General features: G+C 47.2%; 15 protein-coding genes and 1 pseudogene. 6 read left to right on the forward strand and 10 right to left on the reverse strand.

From position 1 onward, the window contains the following. Positions 1 to 196 precede the first annotated feature (196 nt). From H6F52_RS11680 to H6F52_RS11690, 3 genes and pseudogenes are all read right to left on the reverse strand, one after another. A pseudogene (locus tag H6F52_RS11680) lies at positions 197 to 1590 on the reverse strand (IS4 family transposase). A gap of 298 nt (positions 1591 to 1888) precedes the next feature. Continuing rightward, a complete protein-coding gene (locus tag H6F52_RS11685) occupies positions 1889 to 2338 on the reverse strand; it encodes a GAF domain-containing protein (protein ID WP_190534779.1) in 450 nt (149 codons plus the stop codon). A gap of 156 nt (positions 2339 to 2494) precedes the next feature. Beyond that, positions 2495 to 3319, reverse strand: a complete 825-nt coding sequence (locus H6F52_RS11690) for an SDR family NAD(P)-dependent oxidoreductase (protein ID WP_190534782.1) — start codon at positions 3317 to 3319, stop codon at positions 2495 to 2497. A gap of 606 nt (positions 3320 to 3925) precedes the next feature. Between H6F52_RS11690 and H6F52_RS11695 the strand changes: the two genes are divergently transcribed. Both H6F52_RS11695 and H6F52_RS11700 read left to right on the forward strand, forming a co-directional pair. Continuing rightward, a complete protein-coding gene (locus H6F52_RS11695) occupies positions 3926 to 4078 on the forward strand; it encodes a hypothetical protein (RefSeq protein ID WP_190528794.1) in 153 nt (50 codons plus the stop codon). 17 nt (positions 4079 to 4095) lie between these two features. Then, positions 4096 to 4983, forward strand: a complete 888-nt coding sequence (locus tag H6F52_RS11700; protein WP_190528792.1) for a mechanosensitive ion channel family protein — start codon at positions 4096 to 4098, stop codon at positions 4981 to 4983. A gap of 63 nt (positions 4984 to 5046) precedes the next feature. Here the strand turns inward: H6F52_RS11700 and H6F52_RS11705 are convergent, their stop codons facing one another. The 5 genes from H6F52_RS11705 to purE all read right to left on the reverse strand — a co-directional run bounded on the left by H6F52_RS11705 (position 5047) and on the right by purE (position 11968). Further along, on the reverse strand, positions 5047 to 6252 hold the full coding sequence (locus H6F52_RS11705; RefSeq protein ID WP_190427982.1) for a 4-hydroxy-3-methylbut-2-enyl diphosphate reductase: 1206 nt from the start codon (positions 6250 to 6252) through the stop codon (positions 5047 to 5049). A gap of 99 nt (positions 6253 to 6351) precedes the next feature. After that, positions 6352 to 7218: an SGNH/GDSL hydrolase family protein gene (locus H6F52_RS11710; RefSeq protein ID WP_339380495.1), complete on the reverse strand. Its 867-nt coding sequence runs from the start codon at positions 7216 to 7218 to the stop codon at positions 6352 to 6354. Between the two features lie 92 nt (positions 7219 to 7310). After that, on the reverse strand, positions 7311 to 8798 hold the full coding sequence (locus H6F52_RS11715) for an ammonium transporter (protein WP_339380590.1): 1488 nt from the start codon (positions 8796 to 8798) through the stop codon (positions 7311 to 7313). A 248-nt stretch (positions 8799 to 9046) separates the two neighbouring features. Then, positions 9047 to 10657: an ammonium transporter gene (gene amt, locus H6F52_RS11720; RefSeq protein WP_190411393.1), complete on the reverse strand. Its 1611-nt coding sequence runs from the start codon at positions 10655 to 10657 to the stop codon at positions 9047 to 9049. Positions 10658 to 11446: 789 nt separating this feature from the next. Further along, the gene (gene purE, locus H6F52_RS11725; RefSeq protein ID WP_190411392.1) at positions 11447 to 11968 is read right to left on the reverse strand and encodes a 5-(carboxyamino)imidazole ribonucleotide mutase; all 522 of its coding nucleotides are present in this window, start codon (positions 11966 to 11968) and stop codon (positions 11447 to 11449) included. 75 nt (positions 11969 to 12043) lie between these two features. On the opposite strand from purE, the gene nagA reads away from it, so the two are divergent. The 4 genes from nagA to H6F52_RS11745 all read left to right on the forward strand — a co-directional run bounded on the left by nagA (position 12044) and on the right by H6F52_RS11745 (position 14961). After that, positions 12044 to 13318: an N-acetylglucosamine-6-phosphate deacetylase gene (gene nagA / locus H6F52_RS11730; RefSeq protein WP_190534785.1), complete on the forward strand. Its 1275-nt coding sequence runs from the start codon at positions 12044 to 12046 to the stop codon at positions 13316 to 13318. Positions 13319 to 13418: 100 nt separating this feature from the next. Further along, positions 13419 to 14105, forward strand: coding sequence for a magnesium protoporphyrin IX methyltransferase (gene bchM, locus H6F52_RS11735; RefSeq protein WP_190534788.1), 687 nt, complete (start codon positions 13419 to 13421; stop codon positions 14103 to 14105). Positions 14106 to 14146: 41 nt separating this feature from the next. Then, complete coding sequence (locus H6F52_RS11740; protein ID WP_190436438.1) at positions 14147 to 14569, forward strand: hypothetical protein; 423 nt, start codon at positions 14147 to 14149, stop codon at positions 14567 to 14569. A gap of 17 nt (positions 14570 to 14586) precedes the next feature. Next, a complete protein-coding gene (locus H6F52_RS11745; RefSeq protein ID WP_190534835.1) occupies positions 14587 to 14961 on the forward strand; it encodes a DUF423 domain-containing protein in 375 nt (124 codons plus the stop codon). Here the strand turns inward: H6F52_RS11745 and H6F52_RS11750 are convergent. After that, a complete protein-coding gene (locus H6F52_RS11750; protein WP_190534791.1) occupies positions 14958 to 15578 on the reverse strand; it encodes a dual specificity protein phosphatase family protein in 621 nt (206 codons plus the stop codon). The genes H6F52_RS11745 and H6F52_RS11750 overlap by 4 nt on opposite strands. A gap of 510 nt (positions 15579 to 16088) precedes the next feature. Further along, positions 16089 to 16853 (reverse strand): nucleotidyltransferase domain-containing protein, encoded by a 765-nt coding sequence (locus H6F52_RS11755; RefSeq protein WP_190534794.1) that lies wholly within the window; start codon positions 16851 to 16853, stop codon positions 16089 to 16091. Positions 16854 to 17013: the final 160 nt, after the last annotated feature.

Below are 17013 nucleotides of genomic sequence, written 5' to 3' on the forward strand. Positions count from 1 at the left end.
GCAAGGGGGCATGGCGGCGGGAGTTGTCTCTTTCATTTATCACACCATAACGTGAAATGGTTGCCATGTCTGTATTATACCTTTTTAGAGTCTTGTTTTTCGTTTAAGCACCGTTAACAAAGGGACAAACAAGATAGGAAGGGATTTCCGAGAAGTAAGTTGGTAGAGATAGTGACAATTCAGGAAATTCATGGTGCTACAAGATTTGAATGGAGGACAACAAGCATAAATAGAAAACTGAATGGAGTAATTTCCAGGTAGCCGCGATATCATGTAATCGCCGCAATCCTCGCCAAATGGTTTGAATTCCCGGCTCCCCATCGCTTTTTCGTCCTAAAAAGCCAGCCAACATTGCAATCATTCGTACGGCTTCTCGCAAACAAGGTGGCTGGGTGGGTGGAATGGGATTTTTATTAATAGTGGCGCACAAAGACTGCCATTCATAGGTTTCTAAAACTGTCTCACAGGGCTGCATTGGATTGCATCTGGCTTCATAAGTTAGCCATAACAAACGCCACGCTACAATTGTATAGGTGGCTAGTGCCATCTCAATTCTCCGAGCCGTTTCCAGTTGTAATTTCTCAATTCCACAACCACTTTTTAATGCGTAGTGATAGCGTTCTATCAACCAACGGTAAGTGTACCAGCGAACGCAACGGGCTGCCTCCTCTAGCCGATTAATCTCCAGGCTAGTCATCAATAACCAACTAATTGGCTGAATTCCGGATGGGGGGTTTTCTTCTGATGCCAGAATTCCTTGTAACTTCACAGGTTTGAGCCGGGAACGCCCAATGTAATGTAACGGGACAAGGATATCGAAACTTGTGAACCGAAGTGTGAGTATGGCCTTTCTTGCTCTAGATTCTGGACTACGTTTAACTTCGACCGTGAGTTGACCACCAGGTGGAATTTGACGAATGGCAAGATGAAGCTATTTGGCACAATGGTCTACTTTTCGATTATGAGTCCCGCGAATTAATAAATGGGAATTTTCCGGACGTTTCTGGTTAAATAAGTCGAATATATCGGCTTCTGAGTCGGCAACTGTCACCACTTGAATATCTGCTGGGATCAACTTTTGGGTGATTTCTAATCCATCTAACCAGCGTTGGCTTTCTTTTTGTTGTGTTTCCCGTTGACGACGTTTTTTGGCGATGCCTAGATTTTCGAGTTCTCTGACCCACACCTGCTGGTCAATAATTCCCGTGGGACTCCATTACTTGTCGCTGCCAGTGTTGAATGTACTTTTAATCCCGATGATTTTCGGTTGTCCAGATAACCAGTCCCTCTGGTGGCTGGGTGGTCTGTTAAATCTATGTTGGTCGTGTCCTGGATTGCCAAGATTTCTTGATGTTCTTTGATTCTTTCAATTGTGCTGGCTGTATGCGCCTTGCGAATATCACGCGGCTGAAAATAAGGTGATTTCCAAAAATCATATGCGGCGCTGGTTGCTGCTATATTTCCACAGGCTTGGGGGACGCTACTTGCTGGTTGTGTTGCCAAATCTTCGACGATGCGTATAAGACGCTTGTTTCGACGCGCGTCTCCTAAGTTGGCCTGGGACAATTCTTTGGCTGCCCACTTTTCCATGTTGCCATTACCCGCTACTTTTGTGTTCCCTCAAAACTATACCTATCAAGCCTTTGAGTATTATTTTAAGGAGTTTGTCCCTTTGTTAAGAAAGATGCGGATAATGGATAGCCCGCAAGCGAGGAGAGGGGATAGGAGCAGAAGGGGGAATCGGATGGGGAGAGGGGATTGGAAGAAGAGAGGGGATTGGAGTGGCGTAGAAGCTTTGGTTCTATAGGTTCATCTTGGGTCATTTGCTCATCTTTGATTCGTTGCTTATTTCAAGCCAGCGCGATCGCTTTTCCCTGCAAATTATCTTCTACTTCATAGCTGCCTGGTATTGATAAACCAGTGGAGCAACTTCAGAGGCGTAAGCAGCCAAAACACATTCTGCTTCTTCGTCAAATAAGCTGCCGTCAGTACGATTCCAAACTTGTAGCGCTCCCAAAAGCTTGCCTTCGTAGTAGAGAGGCACGGCTAAAGCTGTCTCAATTCCCAACGCTTTAGCATGATCTTGCCGGACTCGGCGATCGCCCTCAGTACGACAAACTAACACGGGTTTGTCGCTCTGAAATGCCGTACCACACAATCCGGAAGTCGCTGCGGCAACCCTTTTGTCCAACACCCACTCAGCGTGCTTGCCTATTGCTGCCGCATAGTAGACGGTTTCCCCTTCGGACTCAGCTAGTACCACGGAGGCTGTTTCAGCATTGACAATTACTTGGATGCGTTCGGCAATGCCATCTAATATCTGGCGATTTTGACTCATCGTTAACATCTCTTTATCTGCAATCAGTCTATCCAAATACAGTTAGGTTAAATGGCACTAACGCTCGGAGCCTGGAAATAAATTTCACAGCTAAAGTAGAGACACGATTAATCGCGTCTCTACTCTGGAATCAGATTCGCCTGTTAACAGCAGACTTTAACGCGAAATTATTCCAGCCTCTCGGAGTCTGTGGTAGCGCTTTTGTTTATACTTCGACAGGGGTGCTGCTAGCAGTAAAACTTTCTCTAGCAGCCAAGGTGCAATGCGATTGCACCACACAGCTAAATGACTTTGCCATCCCACCAAAATTTCTGGCGATTCCTTTTGCAGTCCAGTGACGAGTGCTTGAGCAACTTTTTGAGAAGTCGTAGGCACTACCCAGCGAAACCACTTTAATTCTCGCACCATGTCAGTGTCGGTCAAAGATGGCAGCAAAGCCATCACCCGGATATTATAGTCAGCGAGTTCGCCGCGCAAGGCTTGGGTGAATCCTAAAATCGCAAACTTGGTAGCTGAATAAGTCGCCATTGTCGGCGCGGCAATTTTGCCCATCAAGCTAGAAACGTTCACGATGGTTCCTTCCCGTTGGGTTGCCATACGTCGAGCAACCAGACGAGTCATGGTGTACATTCCCATTAAATTAATCGCGATTTCTTGCTGCACATCTGGGAGTTGAGATTTCAAAAAGGGCGCTTGGTGTGCAACTCCCGCACAGTTGACGAGCAGATGAATCTGACCATAATCTCGCCAAGCTTGAGCGATCGCAATATTCACTTCTACTATCTGAGCCAGATCCAAAGGTAGAATCGCGGCTTCTACGCCAAGTGCTTCGACTTCGGCGGCGACTTCTGCTAAGCGATCGGCATCGCGTGCCACCAGCAACAGGCGTTTAGCTCCTTGTTGCGCGAGTTCAAGCGCGATCGCTCGCCCAATTCCACGGGAAGCTCCAGTAATCAGAGCCGTCTTTCCTTGAATATTCATAACTTAAACCTTCTCCATTTGAGGTCTCACCGCGCTGATAGTGCCGAGTTCAAGATGCAAGAAGTAGAGGTAGCATCTTCTAAGCTCGCAGTGAGGAAAACAGTAACTCGTAATTACAGATGAGTTGAACTGAACTGTTGGGAGCAAGACATTTCTCAAAATTCTTGCAGGGAACCCTATTTTTGTAGACAAACCTGAGAAATGTCTTTCCGGGAAACTTCAGTCAAATAAGAGTTGGACTGGCAGTACGTAAGGGGAACACGAGTTAGGAACCAGATGAAATTGAAGAAATGCATTTTGAATCGTGAAACAAAGAAATTCCTCCGCCGTCTAGCAAGGTTGGTGTACCGTCAGAGAAATAAAGTTTCAGGCAATCCTGCAATCAGTGAATGGGTGTACAGCCAAGTTTGATGTAGAGCATGGATGGCACGTCTCCTAAAATACGGGCATTGACCAGAAGCAACTCTTAAGCACACCTTAGCAACTGCATCAACGAATCGCAATAAATTTTAATAAATTCTGCTTAACATTCCGTTACAAAACTGCCAAATGCTTTGCTGGAGCTAAATTTGTAGAAGTGTTTCTTTGGGGAAGTCAAGGGATGCGGTGAGCGCAGGAGCAGGCGACTTCCTAGTTACTGGTGTTGTGGAACACACTGCTCGTCTGAAGAGAGCCAACCAAAAAGCGATCGCTCACGCCAAAACCCAAGCGAAAAAACCGCTCGGTTTTGAGATATTTGATATTCTGGCAAAAGTTTAAGATGATCCCTTTCGCCTATGGCTGCTTTGATTAAAGAAATCCAACAGAGCTTATTAAACCTGATGGGTCAAACTATTGAGGCACTACCAGGAATTTTGATGGGGATCGCGATCCTCTGTTTAACCCGGTATGGAGCGAATCTAGTTCGGCGGCTCGTCCGTGGCGTTGGCAGGCGTGCCCTGAAAAACCCATCACTGCGCCTGCTGCTCGTGCAGACCAGTTTTGTAGGAACCTGGGTGGTAGGGATTCTCTTCGCCTGTGTTGTTGCCTTCCCAGACTTGCGGCTGGGCGACATCATTGGTTTGCTGGGACTCAGCTCGGTAGCGATTGGCTTCGCCTTTCAAGATATTTTTAAAAATTTTCTGGCGGGAGTCCTGCTGCTGTTGCAGGAACCGTTTCGGTTGGGGGATCAAGTGATAGTAAACGGTTTCGAGGGAACGATTGAAGAAATTTCCCTGCGCGCCACCCAAATTATCACCTATCAGGGAGAGCGCATCGTCGTGCCAAATGCAATCGTCTTTACCAGTCCGGTGCAAGTGCTGACGGCGATGCCCCACCGCCGGACTGATTTAGAAATTGGCGTTGATTACAATACCCCTTTACCCTACGCCGTCGAAACTCTGCTCGAAGCCGTGTTAAAAGTCGAGGGCGTTTTATCGAAGCCAGCACCGGAAGTAGATGGATTGGGCTTTGGTGATAGCTCGATGAACTTGGTCGTCCGCTATTGGACATCGCCGCACAAAGTAGATGTGCGCCGCACGAGAACCAAGGTGATGATCGCGCTCAAACAAGCTTGCGATCGCGCTGACATTAACATTCCTTACCCCATCCGCACGCTTTACAACTACAATCAGCAGCAGTTTAACGATGCTTCCCCAGTTGCAGATGGTGCCCAAAAAAGCTGAAAGTTTTGAGTTTTGAATTGAAGAAAAACTCAAAACTCAAAACGAATTCATCCCCTAATTTTGTTAAACCACCGCAGCCACTTTCAGCTCAAAAATCCTCTCGATCGTATCCTCTACCACCTTATCGGGAGTTGAAGCTCCAGAAGTAACTCCTACCACGATGGGACCAGCGGGGAGCCAATTTTCCTGAACTTCCAAATCGCCATCCAGCGGCTTATGCTCCACACGATTGCCAGGGCCAATTCTCTCGGCGCTATCGATGTGATAGGAAGGAATTTTCCGCTCAATGGCAATTTCTTGTAAGTGCGTCGTATTGGAAGAATTGAACCCCCCAATCACCACCATGAGATCTAGTTTTTCATCTACTAGCTGAAACATAGCATCTTGCCGCTCTTGAGTGGCATCGCAGATGGTGTTGAAGCTTTGGAAATGCTCGTTCAACTCGCTTGGCCCATACTTTCTCATCATGGTGCGCTCAAATAGCTTGCCGATTAGCTCGGTTTCGCTCTTGAGCATCGTGGTTTGATTAGCAATGCCAATCCGCTCTAAATCGGTGTCGGGATCGAATCCCTCTGAGCAAGCGCGGCTGAATTTTGTCATAAATTCGTCGCGACTCCCACCATTGAGAATGTAGTTAGAGACATACTCCGCTTGTGCCAGATTCAGCACGATCAAATACTTGTCAGCAAAAGAACTGGTGGCGACAGTTTCTTCGTGATTGTATTTGCCGTGAATGATCGAGGTATAAGCTTTTTTCTTGTGTTTTTCGACCGTATTCCAAACTTTAGAAACCCAAGGACAGGTTGTATCGACAATCTTGCAACCCTTGTCGTTGAGCAGCTGCATTTCCTGAACGCTGGCACCAAATGCCGGTAAAATCACCACGTCACCCGCATCGACAACGGAGAAGTCTTTTTCCCCTTTCTCTACTGAGATAAACCCTACTTTCATGTCGCGCAAGCGCTGATTCACAGAAGGGTTGTGAATAATTTCATTAGTAATCCAAATCTGCTCGGTCGGGAAGTGCTGGCGGGTTTCATAAGCCATTGCGACGGCGCGTTCCACACCCCAGCAAAAACCAAACGATTCGGCTAACCGGATGGTGACATCACCGCGTTTCAGGGTGTAGTTGTTTTCCCGAATTTCCTGAATGAGATGGCTCTGATACTCGGATTTGAGGACACCAGCGACTTCCTCTTGATGACCAAAGCCCTTGCGATGGTAGTTCTCAGAACTGTTTAATGACCGTTTGAAGGCTTTTGTATCCATGCAGCCGTTTCCTCTCTCATTCTGGTGGTTCTCCTCGTCGATCATAAAATGCCTGGACGCTCAGCTGGCGTTACCCAGCAAAGTCAAAGCCAGGAATTTTTAATTGGCTTTGCTGGGTTCTGTTTCCACCTGCATGAAGAATTGAAGGGCATAGCGCCAAATAACATAGCCTTGGGGACTTAGGTGCAAGCCATCCGTCGTCAGTTCGGGCTGTATATTGCCGTTACTATCGGCAAACAGGGGATAGAGATCGAGATAGCTGACAGATTCCGAACGAGCGATCGCGCCCAGTTGTCGGTTTAGTTCGCGGATGCGACTGCTAGGGATAGCAATCAGGCGATCGCGTCCCACCCAGGTTGACTTTTTACCGCCGTGGGGCAAAATCGACTGCACAACAATCTGTGCTTGGGGATGAACCCGTCGCAGATAGCGGATAATCTGTCGCTGGTTCGCCAGAATTCTCCGATCCCCCACCCCTCGGATCAGGTCGTTAATGCCAATCATCACCAAGATCGTTTCCGGCTGAGTTTCGTCCAACACATCCAATCGGTTGAGCAAACCCCCCGAAGTATCTCCAGAAATTCCTTGATTGAGCCAAGTGCGCTCTGTTGGCAATAGCTCCGAAGGAAACCACAGACTGAGCGAATCCCCAGCCAGTACGGTTAAATGTTTGGGATTTTTGGTTGCGGCTACCTCCGCTTCTTGCCTGAGCAGCGTCACCCACTGAGCGTAATTCAGCTGGTGGCGCGGCCCTAACGCGGGTGTGGAAGGTAGTGTTTTCGTCAGCAGGCTGGTAGAGACGTCTTCTGGGATCGGCTCTACAGAGGTAGCATCGCTAGCTTGTAACCTAGCTGATAGCCACCGATCCCGATTCAGCAACAAAATTACTGTTAGCATCAGCAACCCGTTGGTAGCTAGGGACAAAAGCGCCCAAGCCGGAAGAAAGGTTTTCGAGCGAGTGGACACACTAAATCAGATTCAGCACAGGTTGAATTTAATCTTAAATTGCTAGCATCCACAAATCGAGCGATCGCCTAGCTGCCAATGGAAATTGCCAATTATTCGCCTTTGAAGCTCAGTCCAGTGGCAAAATCCTCTCCATAACCTTCTTCACCATGCTCGTTGATGTCTAAACCTTGGTCTTCAGCGTTAGGTTTGACTCGCAAATCCATCGCCAAACTTAAAAGTTTGAGGATAGCAAAAGTGCCCACCCCGGCAAACACATAAGTTGCTAAGACACCGACAATCTGTTCCCATAATTGGACGGGATTGCCGAAAAATAAACCGTTGTCTCCTGCTGAGTTAACGGTTGTCGTCGCAACCAGACCCGTCAGAAGCGCCCCTATCGTCCCGCCAACGCCGTGGATAGGAAAGGTATCCAAAGAATCGTCAAACTGCAACTTGGCTCGGAGACTGACGGCAAAGAAACAGCAAACAGAGGTAACGGAACCGATGAAGATGGCTCCGAGCGGATTCACGTATCCGGCTGCCGGGGTCACGCCAACCAGTCCGCCGAGGAAACCGCTGGCAATGCCAATTGCTGTCGGTTTGCCTCTGAGTAGCCATTCCAGGATGACCCAAGTGAGACCGCCGGCTGCCGCAGCGACCATTGTGGCGACGAAAGCTACCGCTGCTAGGGAACCTGCTGTTAAAGCACTCCCGGCATTAAAGCCAAACCAGCCAAACCAGAGCATACCGATTCCGAGTAGCACGTAAGGCACGTTATGGGGTGCGTGTGGTGTCACCATGAAGCTTTTTCGCGGCCCAATCACCCAAGCGGCGACGACAGCAGAGACGCCAGAGCTGATGTGTACGACGGTTCCTCCAGCAAAATCTAAGGCTCCAAATGTACCGATCCAGCCTTTGCCCCAAACCCAGTGAGCTAAAGGAGAGTAGATAAAGGTAGACCAAAGCAGGATGAACCAGAAGTATGCCTTGAAACTCATCCGCTCCACGATAGCCCCAGAAATTAGGGCTGGAGTGATGATGGCAAACATCATCTGGTAAACCATGAACACTTGATGGGGAATCGTGCCAGCGTAACCGACCGGATCGGGTTGGTCGAAGGCGACGTTATTCAAAAATAGCCAGTTCAGGCTGCCAATGAAGGGATTGGCACTGAAAGGAGGATCGGCTCCAGGGGTCAAGGAAGTGGGTGCAAAGGCGAGGCTATAGCCCCACAGAGTCCAGGTAACGCCGACAACTCCCATGAGGATGAAGCTCATCATAATGGTGTTGAGGACGTTGCGCGATCGCACTAATCCGCCATAGAAAAAAGCTAACCCAGGCGTCATCAGCAGCACTAGGGCTGATGAAATTAGCATAAATGCGGTATCGCCTGTGTCGATTTTCGGAGCCTCAGCAACCGCTGGCGACGCTTCCTGACGCGAAGCATCGGCTGGTTCCCCAGGAACCGTTGCGGGAGCGGACAATTCCGGGGAAGGACTCACCGAAGGCGATGCGTCTTGGGCAAGCGCATTTCCTACCATTGGGCCACCCAGAAGACACAGCGCCAGTATCCAAGTAATGAGAACTTTCTTGATCACTGATTTGGTTCCATCAACGCGATCGCTTTGTTAAGCAAATGAATCTGATTGCACCAATTTCAATCAGGTCAATTCTGTATCAAATTATACAAATTAGCGGAGTTGCCTATAAATATTTCACCCACAGATAGACGACAAAAATGAAATCCGCCCTACTCGCAACTCTATAGAGTTGGGAATAGGGCGGACTCTATGGGGAAAGGAGAAAACTCAAAAGAACAAAATGCTTTCTTTTGGTTTATCTGTCGTTACTTGACATATTCACCGGGCGGAGTCGGCATTCCACCATGCTTACCAGTATCAGAAAACCCAGCAGAGCTTCCTTCCTTAAGGAATCCACTGTAAGCTTCCATGCCATGTTCTCCGATATCCAAACCTTCAAACTCCTCTTCTGGAGTGACTCGGATACCGAGGGTCGCTTTCAACGCCAGCCAGAAGATTGTACTGAGTAGAACGGTTATGCCTCCCACTGTGACAATACCAATCAGTTGAGTGATCAACTGTCCGAGACCACCACCGAGCAATAACCCCTTGGTTGGGCCAAGACCCTCACCGTACCAGGAATAGACACCAGGACCAGCAGCAAATAAACCCACTGCCAGAGTCCCCCAGATACCACAAACCAGGTGAACTGAGGTCGCGCCCACCGGGTCATCAATTTTGATTTTGTCAAAGAGAGTGACAGCGAAAACAACTAATACTCCGCCAACCAAACCGATGATCAAAGAACTGCCAATGCTGATAAAAGCACAGGAAGCTGTCACCGAAACTAAGCCAGCCAAAATGCCGTTGATAATCATCGACAGATCCGGCTTACCCAGGTACAACCAAGCTGTAATGGTAGCGGCAATTCCACCCGCAGCACCCCCCATGTTGGTTGTCAGGGCAATGTGAGTAATGGCGTTTGGATCGGCAGCCATTGTGGAGCCAGGGTTGAAACCAAACCAGCCCAACCAGAGAATCAAAGTGCCCAAGGTGGCAATGCTCAGGTTATGACCAGGGAAAGCAACGCTTTGCCCATCTTGATATTTACCAAGCCGTGGCCCTAAGAATGCGGCTCCCATCAAAGCTGCCCAGCCACCCACTGAGTGAACGACCGTGCAACCCGCGAAATCCCAGAAGCCTCTGGTTTGCAGCCAGCCACCGCCCCAGATCCAGTGTCCGGTGAGCGGGTAGGCAATCCCGACGAGTAAGAGGCTGAAGATTAAGAAGTCAACAAACTTAATTCTTTCTGCAACCGCTCCAGAAACAATCGTGGCGGCTGTTCCGGCAAATACTAGCTGAAACAAAAACTTAGCAGCTAAGGGAACGCCAGCCCATTTCAGAGAGCCAAAAACACCTTGATAGGCATCGTTGGTGGCAGGGCTGTTATCGGCTCCGCTCAAAAACCACCCGCTCAAACCAATGAAAGGATTGCCGTCCCCGAACATCAAGCCAAAACCAATCGCCCAAAACGCGACGGTTGCTAGAGCAAACACAATCAAGTTTTTGGCGAGAACGTTGACCGCGTTTTTCTGGCGGCAGAAGCCAGTTTCTAGCATACAAAAGCCAGCATTCATGAAGAACACCAGGAAGGCAGCGATCGCTACCCATAGGGTGTCTAGCGCTACCTTCAACTCGGCTGTTGTCGGCCCCTCAGCTGCCGGAGCATCCTGGGCGACTGCTGCATAACCCCACACCATCACAATCAAAATGGCGATAGGAATGCAAGCTTGCCAACTTGGAGTCAGCCGCTTAATGGCAATTTGCAACTGCTTAAACATCGTGGCAGTCCGGGGAGATTGGACTTGCCAATTAGAAGACAATCGCTTCTTTTTGGCTTTCGATTTCTTCTTTTTGAGCGTTAATTTAGGCATCATCACTGCACTTTCCTCAATCAGTCCAACACATCCATCGGTTTAGTCAAAAATCAGTAAATCCAGTCATTTGAAGTGAGTATATGACAAAACCTTACAGGCAACTCGTTAGGGATTTTTTCCTTTATCAACATCTAGACGGGATGTCTAATTTGTCCGGGAAATTTTAAGATTTTGTATTTTCCGAGGCGGGATATTCTGTATCGAAAGTTACATTTTTAGATTCTGGCTCTGGCATCTCAACCCGCAGAACTCTCCTGGAAGTATAAATCGCGGGAGTTTGAGCGAACTTGGAGCTAAATTAGTTTATATCCATCTATGGGGGGATGCCCCAAAGAAAAGCCTAAATTTATTAAGCGAATCCATTAAGACTTCAGAAGCTTAAATTTCTCCGGAAATCCCATATTATAGAAACTTAAATTAAGCAATTACTTTATTAAATAAATGCTTTTATAGAAACTTTCCTATAAATTAAATGCAAGTTTTTTTATTTTATATTTGATGAACAGATAAAAACTGTTACTAAAATAGCAAAAACAAGGTTATCAATTTTTTTTAGGACAAGATTAAATTTGACTTTGATCGCGAAACATTCAACGAATAGATTGGGTCTAAATCTCAAAGAAACCGCCCCTGTCGCCCCTCCAGTTCCGCTAAAAATGAAATCAGCAGTTTTCTTGACGCACCTCGCTATCGGTAAACAAAGCGATTGGCATCAAAAAATTATTCTTGAGATTTCAATCGTTTCTCCTCTCTGCCAAGTCTAAAAAAATAACTGACTCGCCCTTAAAATTAGGGCATCTTCTCCAAATACTGCTTATAGCCGATTTCATCCAGAAGCTGCTGCTTCTCCATCACGGAATCGCTTAAACTGCGGCGATATTGCTGCACTCGTTCGAGTAATTCTGGCTGGTGGGATGCCAAGATTTGCACAGCCAACAAACCGGCATTTTTCGCATTACCAATCGCGACAGTCGCAACGGGAATTCCCGCTGGCATTTGCACGATGGAATAGAGAGAATCAACGCCCTGTAGGTGACGGCTGGCGACTGGCACCCCAATTACTGGCAAAGGTGTCAGAGACGCTACCATACCGGGGAGATGGGCAGCGCCACCGGCACCCGCGATAATCACTTTGATGCCGCGCTGGTGGGCTTGTTGGGCGTATTCCACCATCCGTTCCGGGGTACGGTGGGCAGAGACGATAGCGACTTCGCAGCCGACGCCAAATTCTTCACATATTGCGATCGCGCCTTGCATAGTGGGCAAATCGGAATCGCTACCCATGATGATGCCAATTAACGGTTGAGTCATTTTTTCGGGAGTTATTCAGTTGGTTGTTAGATAAACTGGTGTCTGCTCGAATTTAGGTATCTTGTCGCAAAAGTGATGACAGACGCAACAACGCTATCCATGACTGCCCCAATCGTGATTCGCAATGCTCGATTCCGAGGCTACGAAAGCTTACAGCAGATTTGGATTCATCAGGGCAGGATTGAGCAAATTCTGTCAATGGACACTGTATTCAAAATGGTTCCACCTGAGGATTTGCAAGTGCTGGATGTGGAGGGAGATTGGGTGTCGCTGGGTGGTGTCGATTTGCAGATTAATGGGGCGTTGGGGTTGGCATTTCCAGAATTGAATCTGGAAAATTGCGATAAGCTACCGGAAATTTGTAAATTTCTATGGCATCAGGGCGTTGATGGATTTTTACCAACCATCGTTACAACATCGGTTGAGAACATTCAGCGATCGCTCGCCATTTTCTCTAATTTTGCCGCTTCCCAGCACCAAGATCGAACCACTGCCGAGATTTTGGGGGTGCATTTGGAAGGACCATTTCTCAATCCCCAGAAGCGAGGCGCACACCCCGCCGAGTACCTATTGCCGCTAACGATTGACAACGTGAAACGGGTTTTGGGGGATGATGCAGAGATTGTGAAAGTGATTACTTTGGCACCAGAATTAGATCCAACTGGGGAAGCGATCGCGTATTTGCGAAGTCTTGGGATCACCGTCAGTTTGGGACACTCCCAAGCTACTGAAGCCCAAGCGCAGCAAGCTTTTAAACTGGGAGCATCGATGGTGACTCATGCCTTCAATGCCATGCCCGGATTACATCACCGCGAACCCGGCTTATTAGGAGCCGCCCTGGTTCATCCAGCCGTACAGTGTGGTTTAATTGCCGATGGTCAGCACGTCTCTCAGACGATGATTCAGCTGCTGCTACGCGCCAGTTCTACCCCCTTAAACCAGGGGCAGCAGGGGGAGCTATCCGAGCAAGGCATTTTCCTGGTTAGCGACGCCTTAGCACCCTTGGGACTCCCCGATGGCATCTATCCCTGGGATACGCGGCAGATAGAAGTGAAAAACGGCACCGCACGACTCCCAGATGGAACCTTATCGGGAACAACATTACCGCTGTTAGTCGGAGTGCAGAATCTAGTCCGTTGGGGGATTTGTGAAGTCGAGACTGCGATCGCGCTTGCCACAGAATCCCCCCGTCGCGCTATCGGGTTGCTCAAAGAACCGTCAAAACGCGATCGCCAAAAAAACAACAAAACCAGTCCCTATCCTAATCAACCCGCTCATCAACTGCTGCGCTGGCATCTAGACGAATCAACGAATGGACTCACCTGGCAGCGCTTATTACCCAATGCCTAAAATAAGCAATGCCTCTCTTCCTCTGCGTTCTCCGCGTCCTCTGCGGTTCGTATAAATGGTAAGTTTAACCGTTGGGAACACTTCGATAAAATCCAATTTCATGAACGCAGCAGACGATAAAACAATTGTCAAAGACTATTTCAACTCCACCGGCTTCGATCGCTGGAGACGCATTTACGGCGATGGTGAAGTTAATAAAGTCCAACTAGACATCCGCGAAGGACATCAGCAGACAGTCGATACCGTACTTAGCTGGCTGAAAGCCGATGACAATCTCGCCACTCTATCCATCTGCGATGCTGGTTGTGGCGTCGGTAGCCTCAGCATCCCCCTCGCCGAAGCGGGTGCCAAAGTCTATGCCAGCGACATCTCTGAAAAAATGGTCGGAGAAGCCAAGGAAAGAGCCGAGTCAGTTCTAGGTAACGTTAGCAATCCGACTTTCACCGTACAAGATTTAGAAACATTAAGTGGCAAATATCACACCGTTATTTGCTTAGATGTCCTCATTCACTATCCTCAAGACAAAGCCGCCGAGATGATTTCTCATCTCACTTCTATGGCAGAATCTCGGATAATTCTCAGCTTTGCGCCGAAAACTTTAGCCCTCAGTTTGCTCAAAAAAATTGGCAGTTTCTTCCCCGGTGCCAGCAAAGCCACTCGTGCTTATTTGCACCGAGAGGCTGATATCGTCAAAATTCTAGAAAGTAACGGTTTTTCGATTCAGCGACAAGGAATGACGAAGACTCGCTTTTACTTTTCTCGCATACTGGAAGCCACGCGAAAGTAAGGTTAAGATCGCGGCTGTATTGACAACATCGGCTGGGCACCATGAAGCTCATCAAAAAACTGTCTGCGGGCTTGCTACTGACATTTGGCGGGATTTTGCTAATGATTCCGCTCATTGTTTATACCCTGCCGAATCCGAATGCTAGCCCGGAGGATAAACAGGAAGATGGAGACGCTGCCATCGGGGGTCTAGTTTTAGGACTCCCAGCGGTAGCCCTTGGAGGTTGGCTGGTGTGGGGATTGCGGAAACAACACTCGAAAGAAACAAGCGATCGCCTCCAGTCTACCTTTTACCAGCTACTGAAAGAAGGCGGTGGAAATATCACCACCTTACAGTTTGCGATAGAGGCGAAGCTAACAGCTGCGGAGGCAAAGCAGTATTTAGATGATAGAGCTAAAGAATACGATGCTAACTTTAAAGTAAGTGAGGAAGGAGGAATTTCTTATTACTTCCTGTTGAAATAAGAGTAGTTGAAATTATGATGACGCAGATTTTTTTATGCATCGCATCTATTTTAGGCGGATTGTCCGTCGCTGCTGGTGCTTTTGCCTCCCACGCTTTGAAAGAAAAACTCAGCGAACGGGCAGCAGAAATCTTTGAGACGGGTGCCCGTTATCAGATGTATCACGCATTAGCTTTGCTACTGGTGGCATTATTATTAAGTCGCGCCGAGGCAGCACAGTCAATCCTTGTGGCAGCTGGGTATGCCTTCATCGTTGGCGTCGTCCTTTTCTCAGGCAGTCTTTATGCTTTGAGCCTGACGGGTGTAAAGTGGTTGGGACCAATTACTCCACTAGGAGGCGTAGCCTTTATTGTGGGATGGGGTTGTTTAGCAGTTGCTGCATTCAGATTTTAAATAGTTAGCCTTTTCAGCAAGTCCCGCTGAGCTTTACTAAACTCAATTCCAGAACGTTTATTCTTGATCAGTGCTTCTGCTTGGTTCGCATTATTCACAAGCCCCTTGGCAATCAGTGTAGCAGCAACAACTGTTGCTGAACGCCCATGCCCAAGGGCACAGTGAATATAAATATTCCCCTGCCATGCACAGATTTTATCAATCAATTTTTGGAAGACTTGATAATCTGGCACGGACGCATCTAATGTAGGAACGCAGATATAAGCTCTTCCTGAAGTAACGCTTTTAGGTTCTGGGAATTCTGCTGTTAAATCAACTATTAAGCTGATATTATCGGGCAATTCATTAAGAAATACTCTACGACCCAGCCAGATGCCAGGTACTATCTCGTTACAACATTCCTCTTTCCCAATCAGTCTTTGAAAATGCCAGCTTATCCAGGTTAATAATAAGTAGGGCATTAATAAGCATATATTCAGCCATCCCATCGTTCCATCTGACCGTTTTCCAAATACTTTAGCTCCCAGCCATCCGTATGCTGCTCCTACTGCAATAAAACTAACACCAATCCATAGAATTAACCATCTAGCATTACCAAATCTCAAGCCAAATGCCATTAGGTAAATACCACTCAGAAAAAATATTAAACTATACTTCATTATTTGTTGGCAATAGATGCCATTCTTAACAGCACTAATAGATTATTCAGTTAAAAACTTGTTAATTTTATATTTCGTTACCTCAAGCCAACCTACGCTTACTTGTACAAACTATCAGACTCGTAATATTTGTCATACTCTGGACCTGATGCATCTTCCCAAGGTCTACTATTCACAGATTTGTATCGCGCTCCGCAGTTTTCGCAGCGGTAAAAGCTGCGAGAAGGTTGACGAGTAGGCATAATCAACGAGTAACACTTTAGCTTCCGCTTCCTACAAGTTGGGCATCGGATACCAATCAATTGAATCAGCCAGCCCAACCCAGCACTAATCAAAATTGCTAGTGGAAAGGCAAGAATTACACCGATAATAAAGATGAAATTATCCAAATATTTCCTGGAAAGCCAAGAATTACACCGATAATAAAAGTGCTAACATAATCAGCCAATAAGATGCCATCAATTACCTCTAATTATTAGTAAAAGACGCTAGGCGCAACCGCACCAGTAAATCGTTCAGCGCATCTTTACTAGATGGGGATTCGGGCAGGTGACTACTTTGACTAGCTTTCTCTAATTCGCCGCACAAACGATTAAATTCTCCGCGATAAAATGCTATATCAGCATCTTCCAAAACAGATTTTTCTGCTCCTGCTAACTTTCGCTCAATCAAGTCGGGAATATAAGGCAATTTAAAAATATCATTTAAATGAACCAAATTAGCTTCTATAACACCCGTTCGCATTAAATGAATGCCAGTTAATAGCACTCGATAAACATAAAGTAACGGCTTAACACGATGCGGATTTTCTTTCTCGAAAAGCCGCCATTGCGTATTTGCAAAGCCGAGATAATGGTGAGAGTGGTGGCGGGTGATGCAACCTTTGGCAATCTCTTTTAATTCTTCATGTTCTGGCGTCGTGTGGAAAATTAGCGGTGAATATAGCTGCTCTAATACATAACCGTTCTTTTTAAGAAGTAGCGAAAAGAACTTTTTGACATCGTGAGTTACAAGGTCAATTTCCAGCTTGTCCCGTACTTCTGGAACTTCTATCGTTTCACGCCCAATATCTAATCCAACCACCTCCGACACTGGCAGAATGTGTGACCCGCGCAAGTCATAATCAGAATCGGGAGATGGAAAGCCATACAGATGTGCGCCGCTGATTGTTGCGAACAAAAGCGGATAAGGTTGCTCAGAAATGACTGGGAGTAGTGGCTGTGCTATTACCATAATTTATTAATGGGTATTGCCGATAGTTAAGAAGTAAGCTTATAGTATGAATTAACTGCTACAAAATCCGGGTAAATACACCCTTAAACTACTCAAATCGTGGTTTAAGGGTGTTTTTTAGCTGAGTTAAGGTTTCAGGATTGACAGAAGAAAGAGCGAT

This window comes from Coleofasciculus sp. FACHB-542 (assembly GCF_014695825.1).
Classification (GTDB): domain Bacteria; phylum Cyanobacteriota; class Cyanobacteriia; order Cyanobacteriales; family FACHB-T130; genus FACHB-T130.